Source organism: Polynucleobacter sp. GWA2_45_21 (assembly GCF_001830325.1).
In the GTDB taxonomy this organism is placed as follows: Bacteria; Pseudomonadota; Gammaproteobacteria; order Burkholderiales; family Burkholderiaceae; genus Polynucleobacter.
This window is the reverse complement of record NZ_MHZG01000001.1, coordinates 128728-144008: the sequence shown is the minus strand read 5'-3', so window position 1 is coordinate 144008 and position 15281 is coordinate 128728. Positions and strand designations below refer to the sequence as shown.

18 protein-coding genes are annotated in these 15281 nt (G+C 45.9%); 14 read left to right on the top strand and 4 right to left on the bottom strand.

The features are described 5' to 3' along the window. Positions 1 to 14: 14 nt before the first annotated feature. From iscA to fdx, 4 genes are read left to right on the top strand one after another with little or no spacing between them, the layout of a single operon-like run. Positions 15 to 338 (top strand): iron-sulfur cluster assembly protein IscA, encoded by a 324-nt coding sequence (iscA, locus tag A2X74_RS00680; RefSeq protein WP_015421521.1) that lies wholly within the window; start codon positions 15 to 17, stop codon positions 336 to 338. Further along, positions 319 to 843 (top strand): Fe-S protein assembly co-chaperone HscB, encoded by a 525-nt coding sequence (gene hscB, locus A2X74_RS00675; RefSeq protein WP_293627390.1) that lies wholly within the window; start codon positions 319 to 321, stop codon positions 841 to 843. Before iscA ends, hscB begins: the two co-directional genes overlap by 20 nt. Positions 844 to 861: 18 nt before the next feature. Further along, on the top strand, positions 862 to 2727 hold the full coding sequence (gene hscA / locus A2X74_RS00670; RefSeq protein WP_293627388.1) for a Fe-S protein assembly chaperone HscA: 1866 nt from the start codon (positions 862 to 864) through the stop codon (positions 2725 to 2727). 18 nt (positions 2728 to 2745) lie between these two features. Further along, complete coding sequence (fdx, locus tag A2X74_RS00665; protein WP_114653559.1) at positions 2746 to 3084, top strand: ISC system 2Fe-2S type ferredoxin; 339 nt, start codon at positions 2746 to 2748, stop codon at positions 3082 to 3084. Between the two features lie 99 nt (positions 3085 to 3183). On the opposite strand, the gene A2X74_RS00660 is transcribed toward fdx, so the two are convergent. The 3 genes from A2X74_RS00660 to A2X74_RS00650 all read right to left on the bottom strand — a co-directional run bounded on the left by A2X74_RS00660 (position 3184) and on the right by A2X74_RS00650 (position 5887). Then, entirely contained in the window at positions 3184 to 3528 is a 345-nt protein-coding gene (locus A2X74_RS00660) for a Rap1a/Tai family immunity protein (RefSeq protein ID WP_293627385.1), read from the bottom strand. Positions 3529 to 3580: 52 nt separating this feature from the next. Then, positions 3581 to 4795 (bottom strand): DUF3300 domain-containing protein, encoded by a 1215-nt coding sequence (locus A2X74_RS00655; protein WP_293627383.1) that lies wholly within the window; start codon positions 4793 to 4795, stop codon positions 3581 to 3583. A 183-nt stretch (positions 4796 to 4978) separates the two neighbouring features. After that, entirely contained in the window at positions 4979 to 5887 is a 909-nt protein-coding gene (locus A2X74_RS00650; RefSeq protein ID WP_293627381.1) for a LysR family transcriptional regulator, read from the bottom strand. Positions 5888 to 5971: 84 nt separating this feature from the next. Between A2X74_RS00650 and A2X74_RS00645 the strand changes: the two genes are divergently transcribed. The 7 genes from A2X74_RS00645 to A2X74_RS00615 are packed head-to-tail and all read left to right on the top strand — an operon-like array spanning position 5972 to position 11384. Beyond that, positions 5972 to 6703 carry a succinate dehydrogenase/fumarate reductase iron-sulfur subunit gene (locus A2X74_RS00645; RefSeq protein ID WP_293627379.1) on the top strand — a complete coding sequence of 244 codons (732 nt, stop codon included), beginning with the start codon at positions 5972 to 5974 and terminating at the stop codon, positions 6701 to 6703. After that, the gene (locus tag A2X74_RS00640) at positions 6700 to 7050 is read left to right on the top strand and encodes a succinate dehydrogenase (protein WP_293627377.1); all 351 of its coding nucleotides are present in this window, start codon (positions 6700 to 6702) and stop codon (positions 7048 to 7050) included. Before A2X74_RS00645 ends, A2X74_RS00640 begins: the two co-directional genes overlap by 4 nt. After that, positions 7047 to 7406: a succinate dehydrogenase, cytochrome b556 subunit gene (sdhC, locus tag A2X74_RS00635; RefSeq protein WP_293627375.1), complete on the top strand. Its 360-nt coding sequence runs from the start codon at positions 7047 to 7049 to the stop codon at positions 7404 to 7406. Before A2X74_RS00640 ends, sdhC begins: the two co-directional genes overlap by 4 nt. A 12-nt stretch (positions 7407 to 7418) precedes the next feature. After that, a complete protein-coding gene (locus A2X74_RS00630) occupies positions 7419 to 8294 on the top strand; it encodes a fumarate hydratase (RefSeq protein ID WP_293627819.1) in 876 nt (291 codons plus the stop codon). A gap of 8 nt (positions 8295 to 8302) precedes the next feature. Continuing rightward, positions 8303 to 8914 (top strand): fumarate hydratase C-terminal domain-containing protein, encoded by a 612-nt coding sequence (locus A2X74_RS00625; protein ID WP_293627373.1) that lies wholly within the window; start codon positions 8303 to 8305, stop codon positions 8912 to 8914. Continuing rightward, entirely contained in the window at positions 8911 to 10629 is a 1719-nt protein-coding gene (locus A2X74_RS00620; RefSeq protein WP_293627371.1) for an FAD-binding protein, read from the top strand. Before A2X74_RS00625 ends, A2X74_RS00620 begins: the two co-directional genes overlap by 4 nt. Then, complete coding sequence (locus A2X74_RS00615) at positions 10629 to 11384, top strand: sulfite exporter TauE/SafE family protein (RefSeq protein WP_363925307.1); 756 nt, start codon at positions 10629 to 10631, stop codon at positions 11382 to 11384. Before A2X74_RS00620 ends, A2X74_RS00615 begins: the two co-directional genes overlap by 1 nt. Positions 11385 to 11446: 62 nt before the next feature. On the opposite strand, the gene A2X74_RS00610 is transcribed toward A2X74_RS00615, so the two are convergent. Next, entirely contained in the window at positions 11447 to 12433 is a 987-nt protein-coding gene (locus tag A2X74_RS00610; RefSeq protein WP_293627369.1) for a tripartite tricarboxylate transporter substrate binding protein, read from the bottom strand. A gap of 301 nt (positions 12434 to 12734) precedes the next feature. Between A2X74_RS00610 and A2X74_RS00605 the strand changes: the two genes are divergently transcribed. The 3 genes from A2X74_RS00605 to A2X74_RS00595 are packed head-to-tail and all read left to right on the top strand — an operon-like array spanning position 12735 to position 15274. After that, the gene (locus tag A2X74_RS00605; protein WP_293627367.1) at positions 12735 to 13745 is read left to right on the top strand and encodes an Ldh family oxidoreductase; all 1011 of its coding nucleotides are present in this window, start codon (positions 12735 to 12737) and stop codon (positions 13743 to 13745) included. A 32-nt stretch (positions 13746 to 13777) separates the two neighbouring features. Beyond that, positions 13778 to 14059, top strand: a complete 282-nt coding sequence (locus A2X74_RS00600; protein WP_015421504.1) for an SAF domain-containing protein — start codon at positions 13778 to 13780, stop codon at positions 14057 to 14059. Between the two features lie 42 nt (positions 14060 to 14101). Then, the gene (locus tag A2X74_RS00595) at positions 14102 to 15274 is read left to right on the top strand and encodes a UxaA family hydrolase (RefSeq protein ID WP_215301361.1); all 1173 of its coding nucleotides are present in this window, start codon (positions 14102 to 14104) and stop codon (positions 15272 to 15274) included. Positions 15275 to 15281: the final 7 nt, after the last annotated feature.

The window sequence follows — 15281 nt, the reverse complement described above, 5'->3', positions numbered from 1 at the left end:
AAGAGGCTTTCATCATGGCAATTACCTTAACCGACAAAGCAGCGAAACATGTTCAGCGCAATCTAGATAAGCGTGGAAAAGGTTGCGGTTTACGCTTAGGTGTTCGTACTACTGGCTGTTCTGGCTTGGCCTATCAACTGGAATATGTGGATGAGGCTGCGCCCGAGGATACTCAGTTTGAATCCAATGGCATCACCATCTTTGTTGATCCTAAGAGCTTGGCCTATTTAGATGGCACCGAATTGGATTTTGTTCGCGAAGGTTTGAATGAAGGTTTTAAGTTCCAGAATCCAAACGTAAAAGATGAGTGTGGTTGTGGTGAATCCTTCCGCGTCTGACGATTACTTTCGTTTCTTTGGTGTAGAGCAGAAATTCAATTTGGATTTGTCTGCATTAGATCAGGCTTATCTAGCAATTCAAAAAGAGGTGCATCCGGATCGGCATGCTCGGGGTAGTGATACTGAGCAACGACTCGCCATGCAAATGGCCACCTTAGCGAATACCGCTTTTCAGACCCTCAAAAATCCCATTCAGCGTGGCCTCTATCTTTGCCAGCTCCATGGGGTAGATGCCCGTTTAGAAACCAATACCGCTATGCCTGCGGCTTTTCTCATGAAGCAAATGGAATGGCGCGAGAGTCTTGAAGATCAAGATGAGGATCTTGGGGCGCTCGAGGCATTGGCAGAAGAAGTCGATCAATCCAAGCGTGACACCCTGGCAGAAATTACCCAGGCTATTGATGGGGCAAAGAACTATGAGCGTGCCGCTGAGTTACTTAGGGGTCTGCTCTTTATTGATAAGTTTGCACTTGAGCTAGATGATGCTATCTCAGTCTTGGTATAGCTTTACACTCTAGTCCCCATGGCCTTATTACAAATCTCCGAACCTGGTAAATCACTCGCACCGCATCAACGTCGAATTGCGGTGGGTATTGATCTGGGTACAACCAACTCCCTAGTGGCAATTGTGCGAGATGCCTTGCCTAAGGTGCTCCCAGATTCAGAGGGCCGAGAATTGCTCCCCTCAGTTGTGCGCTATCTTCCCAATGGGAGAACGCAAGCTGGTTTTGAAGCTATTGAAAGCATTGTTTCTGATCCGAAGAATACGATTGTTTCTGTCAAACGTTTTATGGGTCGCGGTATCGTCGATGTAGAAAACATTGAAAGCACTCCTTACGACTTTGTAGATGAGCCTGGCATGTTGAAGCTACGAACAGTGGCTGGCGACAAGAGTCCTATTGAAGTGTCTGCAGAAATTTTGGCGCGTTTACGCCAGCTAGCAGAAGACTCGGTTAATGATGACATCGTTGGTGCAGTCATAACTGTTCCAGCCTATTTTGATGATGCGCAACGACAAGCCACTAAAGATGCTGCTAAGTTGGCTGGAATTGAAGTATTGCGCTTACTCAATGAGCCTACTGCTGCTGCCATTGCCTATGGTCTAGATAATGCCTCTGAAGGTATCTACGCTGTGTATGACTTAGGTGGTGGCACATTTGATATCTCTATCCTGCGCATGAGCAGGGGGGTATTTGAAGTGCTCTCGACTGGCGGTGATTCCGCTTTGGGTGGTGATGATTTTGATCATCGCCTATATTGCTGGGTGATTGAGCAAGCCAAACTTCCACCGCTCTCAATTCAGGATCATCGCAAGCTCTTGCTCTCTTGTAAGCATGCAAAAGAGCAATTGAGTCACAACCCTTTAGCTCGCGTTCACGAAACGCTTGCCGATGGCACAGTGGTTAATGTGGGCATCAGCCAAGCTCAGTTCTTTGAGATCACTCAGAACCTCATCAATAAAACTTTAGTTGCTGTAAAGAAGGCCTTGCGTGATGCAGGCCTCAAGGCGGATGAGGTTAAGGGCGTGGTGATGGTGGGCGGCGCAACTCGCATGCCCCATGTCCAGCGTGCTGTTGGCGAACTCTTTGGTACTAAGCCTTTAAACAATCTCAATCCAGATCAAGTTGTTGCCCTAGGTGCTGCTATGCAAGCAGACCTGCTTGCCGGCAATCAAAGTAAAGATGATGAGTGGCTCTTATTGGATGTTATCCCACTTTCCCTTGGTATTGAAACTATGGGTGGCTTGGTAGAAAAAATTATTCCACGTAACACGCCAATTCCGGTAGCGCGTGCCCAGGATTTCACGACATTTAAAGATGGTCAAACAGCCTTAGCTATTCAAGTAGTGCAGGGTGAGCGTGAGTTGGCGCAAGATTGCCGCTCTTTAGGTAAGTTTGAGTTACGTGGCATTCCGCCTATGGCTGCTGGTGCTGCCCGTATTCGGGTCACATTCCAGGTAGATGCCGATGGCTTGCTTTCAGTGAGCGCAACAGAGCAGGGCTCAGGTGTTCAAGCCTCGATTGATATTAAGCCCTCTTATGGTTTGACGGATGCTGAGATTGCTCGCATGCTGCAAGACGGTTTTGCTTCTGCCAAAGTAGATCTTTTAGCGAGATCTTTGCGTGAAGAACAAGTAAATGCACAGCGACTATTGGATGCTGTTCAAACTGCATTGAATTCTGATCGTGGGTTATTAAATCCTCAAGAGCAGGCTGCAGTAGATCATGAGATGGCCACTTTGCAAAAGATTCTTACAGAAGAGGCCGATAGCGATGTTCTCAGAAAGGCTGTGGATCATGCAGCAAAAGCTACCGATGATTTTGCTCAAAAGCGCATGAACTCAAGTATTCAGAAGGCCTTAGCTGGCAAGAACGTTGCAGAAATTTAATCAAAGAAAATTACCAAGATGACTCAGATTGTTGTTCTACCCCATAGTGAATATTGCCCAGAGGGTGCTGTAGTTGAGGTAACTCCCGGCACTTCTATTTGTGAAGCACTGCTAGAAAATAATATTCCGATTGAGCATGCCTGCGATATGGTTTGTGCTTGCACTACTTGCCACGTCATTGTGAAAGAGGGTTATCAGAGTCTTAATGAGCCCGATGAGAATGAAGAAGACTTATTGGATCGTGCGTGGGGACTCAATCCTCAGTCTCGATTGTCTTGCCAGGCGATTGTTGCCCGCGAAGACTTGGTGATTGAAATTCCAAAATACTCAATCAATCACGCAAAAGAAAATCACTAATTATTTCAAGGACCTTCGAACGGTTGAAGAAATAAAAAAGCCACCTGAAGGTGGCTTTTTGTTACGTAATCATCTGATTGAGTAGTGAGATGTAGTGCATTACTTTCCGCAAGGGAATACGCCCTCTAAAAACTTCAACATTGTTTCTGCTGCTGGTTTTGGCCCATTGGCTGGGTTTGCATTGGCCCAAGCAATATACTCATCAACTACTTGTATGCGAGATGGTGCAGGCTGCTTGACACAAATTTTGCTAGGAGCAGTTTTTGGATTACGAGTTGCGAGATAGGTGTCATAAACAGCTTGACCATAAATTTGGCAAGTGACATTCGTGCTTCCTTCGCCTTTGCAATATTGCAATAACTCATCAGTAGTCGTTGCATTGGCTACTTGTATACCAGTTGCCAATCCGAGGCTTAGGGTAGCGGCAAATAAAAATTTCTTCATGTTTATTCCTTTAATCAAATTTGTATATATCAATGTAGATGTGTGAGGGTAATTAGCGACGGCCGCGGAAACCGCCACCACCAAAGCCGCCATGGCCGCCGCCAAAGTGATCGCCACCACCATCAAAGCGAGCGCCGCGTGTATCGCCAAAGCCACCGCCACCACCAAATCGATCGCCACCTCCGGATCGATCGCCGACGTTGCGATCACCACCACCAAAATTGCCGCCACGGTCGCCACCTGTTCTGTCAGCGCCTGACCGATTGCCGCCACGGTCGCCGCCTGTATTGCCTGCGCGATCGCCAGCACGATTACCACTCAAATCTCCGCGCTGCAGATTCTGACGTAATTGATCTCGCTCTGCATTACGGTTCGCGCCACCGGCACCTCCACCGAGGTTTGCATTACGGCGCTGTTGGTCTGGTTTCCAGTCGCTGGAGCCGCCATTGCGATTACCGTTCCAGTTGTTATTGGTGTTCTTATTGAAATTGTTGAAGTTATTGTTATTGACGGTTAGTGATCCACCGCCATAACCACCTCCCCAATGGCAGCCACCCCAAAGTGCTGCTCCAACTGCCATGCCAACTCCAAAAGAGAGGAGGGCAGTGCCTGCTACGTATCCAGGTGGATAGTATGCGTATGGGGGGTATGCTGGGTAGGCCCATGCGCCATAAACAACGGTTGGGTTGTAAGTAGGAACATAGACAACTTGTGGGTTCGCAGGTTCAATAATGATGGTCTGGCTACTACCGCTGCCTTGTGTGGTCACTGTCTGCTGAGAGTTTGACTCTAATGTGCCTGCTTTTTTCGCCTTGGCACGCAATGCTTGAATCGCACTCATGGCATCAGATTGCTGAGCCAATACTGCATTACCAAGTTGCTGTGTCCAGCTCAACTGGGATCCCATCATCTCCAGCACTGGTGGAAATGACGTTAAAGATTTGACGCTAGCATCCCAATTTTGCTGTAGCAATGCTTTATTCAGAGCATCGCCTTTTAAGTTGGCATTGGATTTGATCCAATTAGATGCTTCAGCTACTTCAAGAGGGTAGGTTGATGCCATCAACACTTGCGAAACCAGTGCATCCGGGTAGAGGGCAATTGGTGCTACCAAGGCCTCTAATTGTGCTTGTGAAAGCTTTGCCGCTTGCTGTTGGCTGCTATTTTGAGCAAATGCCACTGGTGCCGCAGCTGGAAGCGCTAGGGCAGCCGTGAGAAGACTTGCAATTAAGCGAGAGGGCATTCCCGCCTTCTTTGATGCCACCATTGGCACTCCTTCATTAAGTGTTAATAAATAAGAATCATTCTACTAAATGGCGCTATTTGAGCTAAATGCACCAAATTGAAGCATATCGCACTTAAAGTAGGCAAACCAAAAATTGAGGGAGGGGCCGGAGGAATACGATGAACTTGTTGTTCATTCTTTAGTTTTACCTCCATAGATTTATTTTCAAACCACCCTGCGGGGTGGTTTTTCTTTTGTACCCACTTGCTCTAAAAAGTACTTTTTTATTTCTTGAGTCATGTTTTGACGGGAGTGTTTACGTTTTTCCAATAAACCAACTTTTCTGTAAATTGTTTTGCCGGGTAGTGCGGATATTTTGAGTTGGCGGTCGCTTTCCCAGGCGATATTGGCTAGCTTGGGAACAATAGAGTAACCAAGCCCTTGGCGTACTAGCTCAATAATGGCCTCAACTGAATTGAGTTCCATGCCCTCTTTAACGTTTAACTTACTAGATCGAATAGTTTGATCTACAAGATGACCCGTCCAAGTGTTTCTCTCAAAGCGAATAAACGGTAAGTCATGTGCGATATTTTTAGGATCAGAGCCTTTTGCGTTTTTAACTGTAGGGTAAATCAAGACCATGGGTTCGGTGTACAACTCCGTCCACTGAATGTTTTGCGGTAACGCATATGGGGACTCAGTAACAATCGCTGCATCTAAACTCCCTTCAAGTACTTGATCTAAAAAGTTGCTGGATAGACCTGCTATTAGCTTTACCTCAAGACTGGGATAGGTCTGCTTAAGTTTATTGAGAGTGCTGCCGAAGGCCCCCATCAAGGTTGAAACAAGAGCGCCCAAAACAATAGTTCCGCTGAGCTCGGACTTCAATTCAGAACCCAAGGCCTCATACCGCGCAACAATATCTTGAATTGGCTCTATTAACGATCTACCCTGGTGATTTAGGCTAAGAGAGCGCTTGGTTCTATCAAATAGCTCTACGCCAAGCTCAGACTCCAATTGCGCAAGTTGCTGGCCTGCTGCTGCAGCCGTGAGCCCAATTTCTTTAGCTGCAGCCGCGACACTCTTGTGCCTTGTTATTGCTAGAAAGTTTTTTAGTATCCGAATGCTAGACATGGCAATATTTATATAAAATTATTCTTTATCTCAAAGAAAATTATATTCGATTTATTTTTTATTATCTATCGATATAATGAATCCATGCCAAATTCAGATCTCAAGGTAAAAGTCTGGCGCGGTGCTCAAGAAGGTGAGTTTGTTGAGTATTTAGTGCCACGCAATCCAAATCAAACGGTTTTGGATGTGGTGACCTACATTCAGCGAAAGTTAGACCCAACTCTTAGCTATCGCTTTGCTTGTCGAGTTGGTATGTGTGGCTCTTGCGCTATGACCGTTAACGGTGTTGCTCGTTGGACTTGCCGCACCCATGTCTCTCAAATTGTTGAGGGTGATTCATTAGAGATTGCACCATTAAATAATCTTCCTGTAATTAAAGATCTCGCTACCGATATGCGTGAGTTCTTTAATAAGTGGAAAGGCGCTGTTGGCTTCTTTAAGGGTGATAAAACCCGTCATGATGATTTTGCAAGAGTAGAGCCAGAGTCAACCGAGCGCCAATTGGCAAATGCCGGTATTGAGTGTATTGGTTGTGGAGTCTGCTATTCCTCTTGTGAGGTGGTTGAAAAACGTCCTAACTATCTTGGTCCTGCAGCTTTGAATCGTGCGTGGACGCTAACAAATGACGTACGTGATGTACAGCAATTGGATCGTCTGCGTGCAGTTGCGGGCGATGAAGGTTGTCATGCATGCCACACGCAAGGGTCTTGTACTGAGCGCTGCCCGAAGAAGCTGGAGCCTACAGCCAGCATTGCTGGTCTTAAGAAGCTAGTGGCCCGAGCTGCTGTTCGTGGCAGCAAATGGGGTAAGTTATGAGCCAGGGGGTATTGCAGGCGAAGCTTTGGTATGCACAAAGAATTAGCGCCATGATTTTGGGGCTCTGTGTCAGCATTCATCTCGTCATTATTTTCTACGCAATACGCGGCGGCCTAACTGCTGAAGAGATCTTGGGGCGCACCCAGGGCAATATTGCGTTTGCTATTTTTTATGAGATTTTTGTCTTGGCCTGCTTTGTGCATGCACCTATTGGCTTGGCTAATATTCTCGAAGAAACATGTTGCAAGGGATTGGTTTCCAAGGCGCTATCTTGGATTCTAGGAGCTCTCATTATTACTCTGGGAACTGCAGCGGTTATTGGCATCTATACCGGAGGTGCTCCATGAGGTCTAGGCCAAAACTCGATTTACGCGCAAAAAGTCATCTCTCTTATTTTGCTTATGTATGCCATCGTTTCTCTGGCTTGCTATTAGCCTGTTTTATTCCTTTGCATTTCTTAATGCTTTCTCAGTCTTTGCGCGGAGCTAGTGGCTTTGAGCGCTATCTGGGGTTAACCGATTTTTGGGTCTTCAAATTTGGTGAATGGGCCCTCGTTATTTTGCTGGCCATTCATTTGGTCGGCGGAATTCGATTGCTCATGATTGAGTTTGGTCCGTGGCGCGGCCTGCGTAAGGCTTGGACGCAAGCAGCTATCTTATTTGGTATAGCTTGTGGCCTTCTATTTTTGTATTTAGCAAACTGATTGGGCAATGTGATGCAGTTACAAATGAAAGTAGTTGAAGAAGCTTGTAAGGAGCTTTATATCCGAGCATTAAAAGTTCTGCCAGATGATGTGAAGGCTGGTATCGAGCGTTTAAATCAAGGTGAGACAGATGCACGTGCTCAGGTTGTCTTAAAAACCATGATCACTAATATTTCAGTAGCTGAGCGCGAGGATAACCTTCTCTGCCAAGATACTGGCTTGCCTATTTACAAAGTAAAGATTGGTCGCAATGTTCAGTTTGACGGCATGGAGCTTAAGGCAGCTATTAGAAAAGGCTGTGAGCGTGCAACCACTGAATACCCATTGCGCTCTTCAGTAGTTCACCCCATTACGAGAAAAAATAATCACACTTCTTGCGGTATTGATATGCCAGCAATTAGCATTGATTTTTGTGATGATGACCAAATGCTTGAAATTGAGATGGTCCCAAAAGGAAGCGGCTCAGAAAATAATTCCTTTTTAAAGATGGCCATTCCTGCTGATGGAATTAATGGCGTTAAAGCTTTTGTGATTGAGAGCGTTGTTTCTGCTGGAGGCAAAACTTGCCCCCCAACTATTGTTGGAGTTGGTATTGGCGGCACATCTGAACAATGTGTTGCGATGGCTAAGAGGGCAGCTACTAGACCTTTGGGTAGCATCTGTAGCGATGAAGAGGGGGCTAAGTTAGAGCAAGAGTTAACGGCCGCAGTCAATAAGTTGGGTATCGGTCCCCAGGGTTTGGGTGGTGATGGCACAGCATTTGCAGTTCATGTTGAATTGGCTCATACCCATATCACTCTTAATCCTGTAGCCGTAAATATGCAATGTCACTCTGCCCGGAGGGCGCGTGCCACTTTTACGCCTAATGGCGTCACTTACGGGTTCTAGGAGAAGCAATGGCTCATTACAATCTTCCAACACCCGTGAGTGAGGCTGATATTCGTAAACTGCGCATTAATGACACGGTCACTTTGCAAAATACCTTATTTGGTATTCGGGATGCAACACAGATTCACTTGTTTGATAAAGGTCGGAAAACTCGATTTGATTTGAGTGGCCATGCTGTCATCCATACGGCACCTAATGTACGCAAAGTTCCTGTTAGCAAAGAATTTCCAGCTGGATACCAAGCTATTTGTATTGGCACTACTACATCTGATCGCATGGAGCGGTTTACCCGCCCATTAATGACTGAAAATGGCGTTCGCATGATTGTTGGTAAGGGTGGCATGCGCGAAGGATCTGCGGCAGCCTTTCAGGAGATTGGCGGCGTGTATCTTGCAATTATTGGTGGTACAGCAGCGCTTGAGACAACTTGGATTGAGCAGATTGAAGACGTAGATATGGATGATCTCAATCCAGAGTCTCTCTGGCGTTTCAAGATTAAAGATTTTGGCCCTCTGCTAGTGGCGATGGATAGTCATGGCGGAAGTATTTATCAAGAAGTTAAAGGTGATGTTGCTCGTAATAAAGAGGCTGTATTGAAGAGCCTAGGAATTACATCATGAATATCGCCACGCTTGAAACGGACATCCTGATTCTGGGTTCTGGTGGCGCAGGACTGTTTGCAGCTTTGCATGCACATCAAACCAATCCAAATCTTCACATCACGATAGCTGTGAAGGGCTTACTTGGGAAGTGCGGTTGTACCCGCATGGTTCAGGGTGGTTACAACGTAGCGTTGGCTGAAGGTGACTCTGTAGAGCGTCACTTTATGGACACGATTGAGGGTGGCAAGTGGTTATCCGATCAAGAGCTTGCATGGACTTTGGTCAGTAAGGCTGTAGAACGTATTCATGAGCTGGAGAATGAACTCGGTTGTTTTTTTGATCGCAATCCAGATGGGACTGTGCATCAAAAAGCATTTGCAGGACAAACCTTTGATCGCACAGTGCACAAGGGTGATTTAACTGGAATTGAAATTATTAATCGTCTTGCCGAGCAAGTATGGGCAAGAGGTATTCATCGTCTCGAGGAGCACAGGGCTGTTGAATTGATTCATAGTACAGATGGCAAATCCCTTGCTGGCGTCCTAATGCTCAACATGCAAACTGGCCAGTTCACTCTCGTACGCGCTAAGGCAGTCCTTTTAGCTACGGGTGGTGGACCTACTATGTATAAGTATCACACCCCTTCAGGTGATAAGAGTTGTGATGGCTTGGCTATGGCGCTACGCGCAGGCCTTACTCTGCGTGACATGGAGATGGTGCAGTTCCATCCAACAGGAATGTTAGCAGGGCCTGGAACTAGGATGACTGGCACTGTTCTTGAGGAAGGTCTGCGTGGTGCAGGCGGATATTTACTCAATGGCAATCATGAGCGATTTATGGGTAACTATGATCCTCGTAATGAGCGTGCTACACGAGACATTGTTTCGAGATCGATTAACTCAGAGATTCGGGCTGGTAGAGCAACGCCTAATGGTGGTGTTTATATTCAAATGAGTCATCTAGGACCAGATAATGTCCGTCAGCAATTTAAGGGTATGGTGGAGCGTTGCGCTGATAGTGGATTTGATCTTGCTGGCGACTTGGTGGAGGTGGTGCCAACTGCGCACTACATGATGGGTGGCCTAGTATTTAAAAAAGATTGCAGCACAGAGTTGCCGGGATTATTTGCTGCTGGTGAAGATACTGGTGGGGTGCATGGCGCTAATCGCTTGGGCGGTAATGGGGTGGCTAATTCCACTGTATATGGCGGTATTGCGGGTGAAGAGATGGCCAAGTGGGTGACTTCACAATCTTTGCAAGAGTGCAATATGTCAGAGGTTCTAGCTAGTATTGAAGCTCACGAATCTCCTCTCAAGAAACCCGCAGGTGATATTGAAATGATTCGCGATGCTCTGGCGGAGTGCATGTGGGACGATGTTGGAATTTCCCGTAGCAAGGAAAATTTGATTCAGGCTCGAGTTAAATTAGATGAACTGGGTCAACAGCTAGATCAAATAGGTGTCGGCGACATTCAGAGGCAGTACAGCATTACATGGCAGGATTGGATGAATTTACGTAATTTGATTCTGGTGAGTAAGGCAGTAACTGAAGCGGCTCTTGCGCGAGAAAATTCAAGAGGAGCTCACTATCGCGATGATTATCCGGAGCCGGGACCATTAGAAAGCTCTTATTTCACGGCGGTGCAGTTAGGCGATCAGGGTTTGAAGATTGAAAAAAGACCAGTCCAATTCACCATGATTAAGCCAGGCGAGACGATCTTAGTTGAGAGCTAATTATTTTTGATTTAATAGAGCCACTCTCATTTGCGCTGGCAGCACTAATAGTCTTATGTGCATTCTTTATCTTTGGGGTGTCAGGATTTGGATCCTCAATAGTGGCAGTCCCACTACTGGTTCAGATGTACCCTTTAAAAGTAGTCGTGCCAATGATGGTGTTGGTGGACATTTTCGCCTCTTTATATGTTGGCAGGAAGTCCTCAGGTGATGCTGATATGCAAGAGCTTAAATGGCTCTTTCCTTTTAGTGTCTTGGGGATGTTCTTGGGTATTTTCTTGCTGGTTAAATCCCCCAGCGAACCTTTGTTATTGATTCTTGGATTATTTGCGGCAGTCAATGGAATGAGGGTTCTCATCCAGAGGAATGTCGAAATTAGAGACCCCATTAGTAAATGGTGGGCGCTACCCCTTGGATTCTTGGGGGGTGCATTTACCGCTCTCTTTGCTACCGGAGGTCCTCTCTACGTTTCTTACCTGGGTCTTCGCATTAATAATCCCAAAGTATTGCGCGCAACAATGGCATTTGCCATCTTTATGTTGACCTTCTTGCGACTGATTCTGATGCTGGTAACTGGATTGATATTAAGTTGGGAAGTGGTGGGTTTAGCAGTACTTCTGATGCCAGTAGCCTTTTTGGGAATATGGACTGGCACACATGTCCATACTAAGTTGAGTAATGCAATGATGCGCTTCGCTTACGGTTTAATCTTGCTATTTGCTGGTGCAATTCTGTTGATTAGGCAGATTGCATAATTCGATAGCAGTAAATAAAAAAGCGAGGATTCATCCTCGCTTTTTTATTATTTACCGGATCGTTATCGAGGGCTGATATTGCGACCTTTAATGACTTTTTCCCAATTGGCAGACTCTGCTTTAATTTGGGCATTAAATTCATCTTGAGTGTTTACAACAGCAGTAAGGCCATTTAGATCCAAACTCTTTTTCATTGCTTCAGAGTTAACCGCCTTTACTGTCGCGGCATAGATCTTATCGGTAATAGCCTTAGGCGTGCTTGCAGGAGCTACTAATCCAAACCAGCCGGTGCTCTCAAATCCAGGGATGCCGCTCTCTGCAACAGTAGGGACATCAGGGAGTTGCTTAACACGCTTAGCGCTAGTAACTGCAATAGGCTTGATTTGTCCATTCTTTGCAAAGCCAGTTGCGGCGGTGAGGTTACCAACCATAAAGTCAATTTGACCCGCAACTAAATCATTGATGGCAGCAGACTCGCCCTTATAAGGCACATGAGTTGCTGGGATATTTGCAGCGTAGGTGAGATTTTCACCGGCCATGTGTACTTGGCTGCCAATGCCTGCAGATCCAAAATTGAGATCTTTAGTTTTCGCGTAGGTGATGAACTCATTTAAATTCTTAACGGGAATTTTATTGCTTACAGAAAGCATCATTGGACCGCTAGCCACATTGGTGATGTTTACAAAATCTTTGCTGTAATTAATGGGCAATCTTTTGTAGAGATTCGGGTTCACGGTGAGCATGCTGCCTGAGGCAAGCATGATGGTGTAGCCATCAGCTGGAGACTGGGCAACAAATTCAGCTGCGATATTGCCACCAGCACCACCTTTGTTTTCAACGATGACGTTTTGACCTAAATCCTTAGTTAACTGCTGGGCTAATAATCGGCCCAAAATATCAGTAGTTCCCCCTGCATTAAAGGGAATGATTAATTTAATTGGCTTGGTGGGCCAAGATTGTGCTGTTGCTAGCTGCGGTAGTGCAAGGGTAAGTGCGCCGACTAGTAAAACTAAACGTCGACTTAACTTATATTTTTCAATCTTAAACATTGGTGACCTCCAGTGGTAATTTGATTTTTATATCTTAGCTACTTTGTTATCAAAAAATACGCTTTATTGCTATTTATTAGTTATATGCTTATACGTCACTACTGTCTCCCCCACCCATCATGTAGCACCACTTTACATTCGTTGCGCTGCACAATGAATTGGTTCTTGCAAGATATCTAAATCATCTATATGATTCAGATATGCATCCTATTTTGATCCCTAACATTCATTTAAGTCAAGCCTCTAAAACCCTGTGTTTTACAGGATTGATTTTGATTGTTCTTGATTGCAAAGCGCCAGCATGAATCTCACATACCCTGAAATACTCGCTTTAGCGGATTCGGGCCTCAAAGCTGCCGGCATAGATGCGGTAGCGGCGCATGAAACAGCTCAATTTTTGGCTCTGGCTGAACTAGACGGCCTTGCATCGCATGGTCTAACGAGAGTGGCTCAATACGCTGGACATGCTAAAAATGGGCGTATTGAATTAGCTCCCAAGTTAAAGGTGAGGCCATTTAAGACCTCAGCCGCTTTGGTTGATGCGCGTGATGGGTTGGCTTTTCCAGCACTTCGTTTTGCTACCGACTTATCGGTGAATTTAGCTTCGAGCAATGGCTTGGGTTTGGTGGCAGTCACCAATAGCAATCATTTTGGGGTTGCGGGCCATTACGTTGAAGCTGCAGCACGAGCTGGTTATATTTCTCTGCTGTTTGGGAATACTCCAGCAGCAATGCCTATGGTTGGTGGCGCAAAAGCAATTTTTGGGACCAATCCTTTGGCTGCGGCTTTTCCAATTGCTGGCGCCGATCCATTGGTGATTGACATGTCGCTTTCTGCGGTTGCTCGTGGAAAATTATTGGTTGCAGCAAAAAATGGCCAACAGATTCCAGAGGGGTGGGCTTTGAGCGCTGAAGGCAAGCCAACCACTGATCCACAAGAAGGCCTAAAGGGCTTAATGGTTCCGCTTGGTGGAGATAAGGGCGCTTTGCTTGCTTTGATCGTTGAGTTGCTAGTGGTTGGACTTTCGGGCAGCCGGTTTTCATATGAGGCAGATTCTTTTTTTGACCCCAAGGGTAATCGCCCGCGAATTGGTCAGTTGATATTGGCTATTGATCCAGGCTTGGCAGGCCCAGCTGTTTTTGCCAGTCGTATTCAAGACTTCTTGAAGGTATTGAGTGCTGATGCGGGAACTCGTCTCCCTGGCCAGCGTCGTTTTCAACGGCGCGAAGCAGGGTTTAAAGACGGCGTAACAGTTTCGGATGTTGTTGTAGAGGAAATTCAGGCTGGTATTCGCCAGTCATGGGCTAAGTAGTTTTTTTAAACGAGATTATTGAGGAGATAGTAATGATCCACTTTGTCGTGCATGAGCCAGCAGATGGCGTAGGTGTAGTAGTAGTTGAGGGTGTAAAAGCTGGAACTGATTTAATTGGTTGGGTCATGGATGGCGATCTCACCTTAAACATTAAGTCTGAAAGTGATATTCCTATTGGTCACAAAATTTCATTGAACGATTTCAAGCCAGGTGACACGGTGATGAAATACGGCGTTGATATTGGCAAGGTGGTAGCTCCAATCAAAAAAGGCGAGCACCTTCACGTCCAAAACGTAAAAACTAAGCGCTGGTAATCCGGCACCTTATTTACCTATTCATTGAAAGAGATATAAAAAATGACTAATTTGAAAGACGCGACCTTTTTAGGTTACCGCCGTGAAAACGGCCGCATGGGTATTCGTAATCACGTATTGATTTTGCCTTTAGATGACTTGTCTAACGCGGCTTGTGAAGCAGTAGCAAACAACATTAAAGGTGCAATGGCAATCCCGCATTCCTATGGTCGTTTGCAGTTCGGAGCTGACTTAGATTTGCATTTCCGCACCTTAATTGGAACTGGCTGCAACCCTAACGTAGCTGCTGTCGTAGTTATTGGTATTGAGCCACAGTGGACAAAGATTGTTGTAGACGGCATCAAAGCTTCTGGCAAGCCGGTAGAAGGTTTCTGGATTGAAGGTAATGGCGACACCGCAACTATTGCTTCTGCAAGCAAAGCTGCCTACAGCATGATGAAGCATGCATCTAAGCAAAAACGTGTGTCCGCACCTTTATCAGAATTGTGGGTGTCTACTAAGTGCGGTGAGTCCGATACCACTTCTGGTTGCGGTGCAAACCCAACCGTTGGTGATGCATTCGACAAACTCTATGAAATTGGCTCTACATTAGTTTTCGGCGAAACAACAGAATTGACTGGTGGTGAGCACTTGGTTGAGGCGCGTTGCCGCACTCCTGAAGTAAAGAAAAAGTTTCGCGAGATGTTTGACCGCTATCAGGATGTGATTGAGCGTCATAAGACAAGCGATTTATCTGACTCTCAGCCAACGAAAGGCAATATTGCAGGTGGTTTAACAACTATCGAAGAGAAAGCCCTCGGCAATATCCAAAAAATTGGTAAAAAATGTATTGTGGATAGCGTGCTTGATAAGGGTGAAGAGCCAAAGATTCCTGGACTGCATTTTATGGATTCATCATCAGCAGCAGCTGAAATGGTGACTCTGTGTGCTGCAGCTGGTTTCGCAGCCCATTTCTTCCCAACAGGTCAGGGTAACGTGATTGGTAATGCCATTCTTCCGGTAATTAAGATTTGCGCAAATCCAAAGACTGTTCGTACGATGGGTGAGCACATTGACGTTGACGTGTCCGGCTTATTGCGTCGTGAAGAGAATATGGATGATGCAGGCAACAAGCTATTGGACTGCTTAAAGCGCACAGCTGATGGTGAGTTGACTGCTTCTGAGATTCTCGGTCACCGTGAGTTCGTATTAACTCGTTTATACGAATCAGCTTAAGACTTAG

Bases quoted from the DNA above. Each gene is read 5' to 3' on its own strand.
- A2X74_RS00610 (WP_293627369.1), bottom strand. From the start codon at position 12,433: ATGTTTAAGATTGAAAAATATAAGTTAAGTCGACGTTTAGTTTTACTA.
- hscA (WP_293627388.1), top strand. From the start codon at position 862: ATGGCCTTATTACAAATCTCCGAACCTGGTAAATCACTCGCACCGCAT.
- iscA (WP_015421521.1), top strand. From the start codon at position 15: ATGGCAATTACCTTAACCGACAAAGCAGCGAAACATGTTCAGCGCAAT.
- A2X74_RS00660 (WP_293627385.1), bottom strand. From the start codon at position 3,528: ATGAAGAAATTTTTATTTGCCGCTACCCTAAGCCTCGGATTGGCAACT.
- fdx (WP_114653559.1), top strand. From the start codon at position 2,746: ATGACTCAGATTGTTGTTCTACCCCATAGTGAATATTGCCCAGAGGGT.
- A2X74_RS00655 (WP_293627383.1), bottom strand. From the start codon at position 4,795: ATGGTGGCATCAAAGAAGGCGGGAATGCCCTCTCGCTTAATTGCAAGT.
- A2X74_RS00630 (WP_293627819.1), top strand. From the start codon at position 7,419: ATGCAGTTACAAATGAAAGTAGTTGAAGAAGCTTGTAAGGAGCTTTAT.
- A2X74_RS00625 (WP_293627373.1), top strand. From the start codon at position 8,303: ATGGCTCATTACAATCTTCCAACACCCGTGAGTGAGGCTGATATTCGT.
- A2X74_RS00620 (WP_293627371.1), top strand. From the start codon at position 8,911: ATGAATATCGCCACGCTTGAAACGGACATCCTGATTCTGGGTTCTGGT.
- A2X74_RS00640 (WP_293627377.1), top strand. From the start codon at position 6,700: ATGAGCCAGGGGGTATTGCAGGCGAAGCTTTGGTATGCACAAAGAATT.
- A2X74_RS00600 (WP_015421504.1), top strand. From the start codon at position 13,778: ATGATCCACTTTGTCGTGCATGAGCCAGCAGATGGCGTAGGTGTAGTA.
- sdhC (WP_293627375.1), top strand. From the start codon at position 7,047: ATGAGGTCTAGGCCAAAACTCGATTTACGCGCAAAAAGTCATCTCTCT.
- A2X74_RS00595 (WP_215301361.1), top strand. From the start codon at position 14,102: ATGACTAATTTGAAAGACGCGACCTTTTTAGGTTACCGCCGTGAAAAC.
- A2X74_RS00650 (WP_293627381.1), bottom strand. From the start codon at position 5,887: ATGTCTAGCATTCGGATACTAAAAAACTTTCTAGCAATAACAAGGCAC.
- A2X74_RS00605 (WP_293627367.1), top strand. From the start codon at position 12,735: ATGAATCTCACATACCCTGAAATACTCGCTTTAGCGGATTCGGGCCTC.
- A2X74_RS00645 (WP_293627379.1), top strand. From the start codon at position 5,972: ATGCCAAATTCAGATCTCAAGGTAAAAGTCTGGCGCGGTGCTCAAGAA.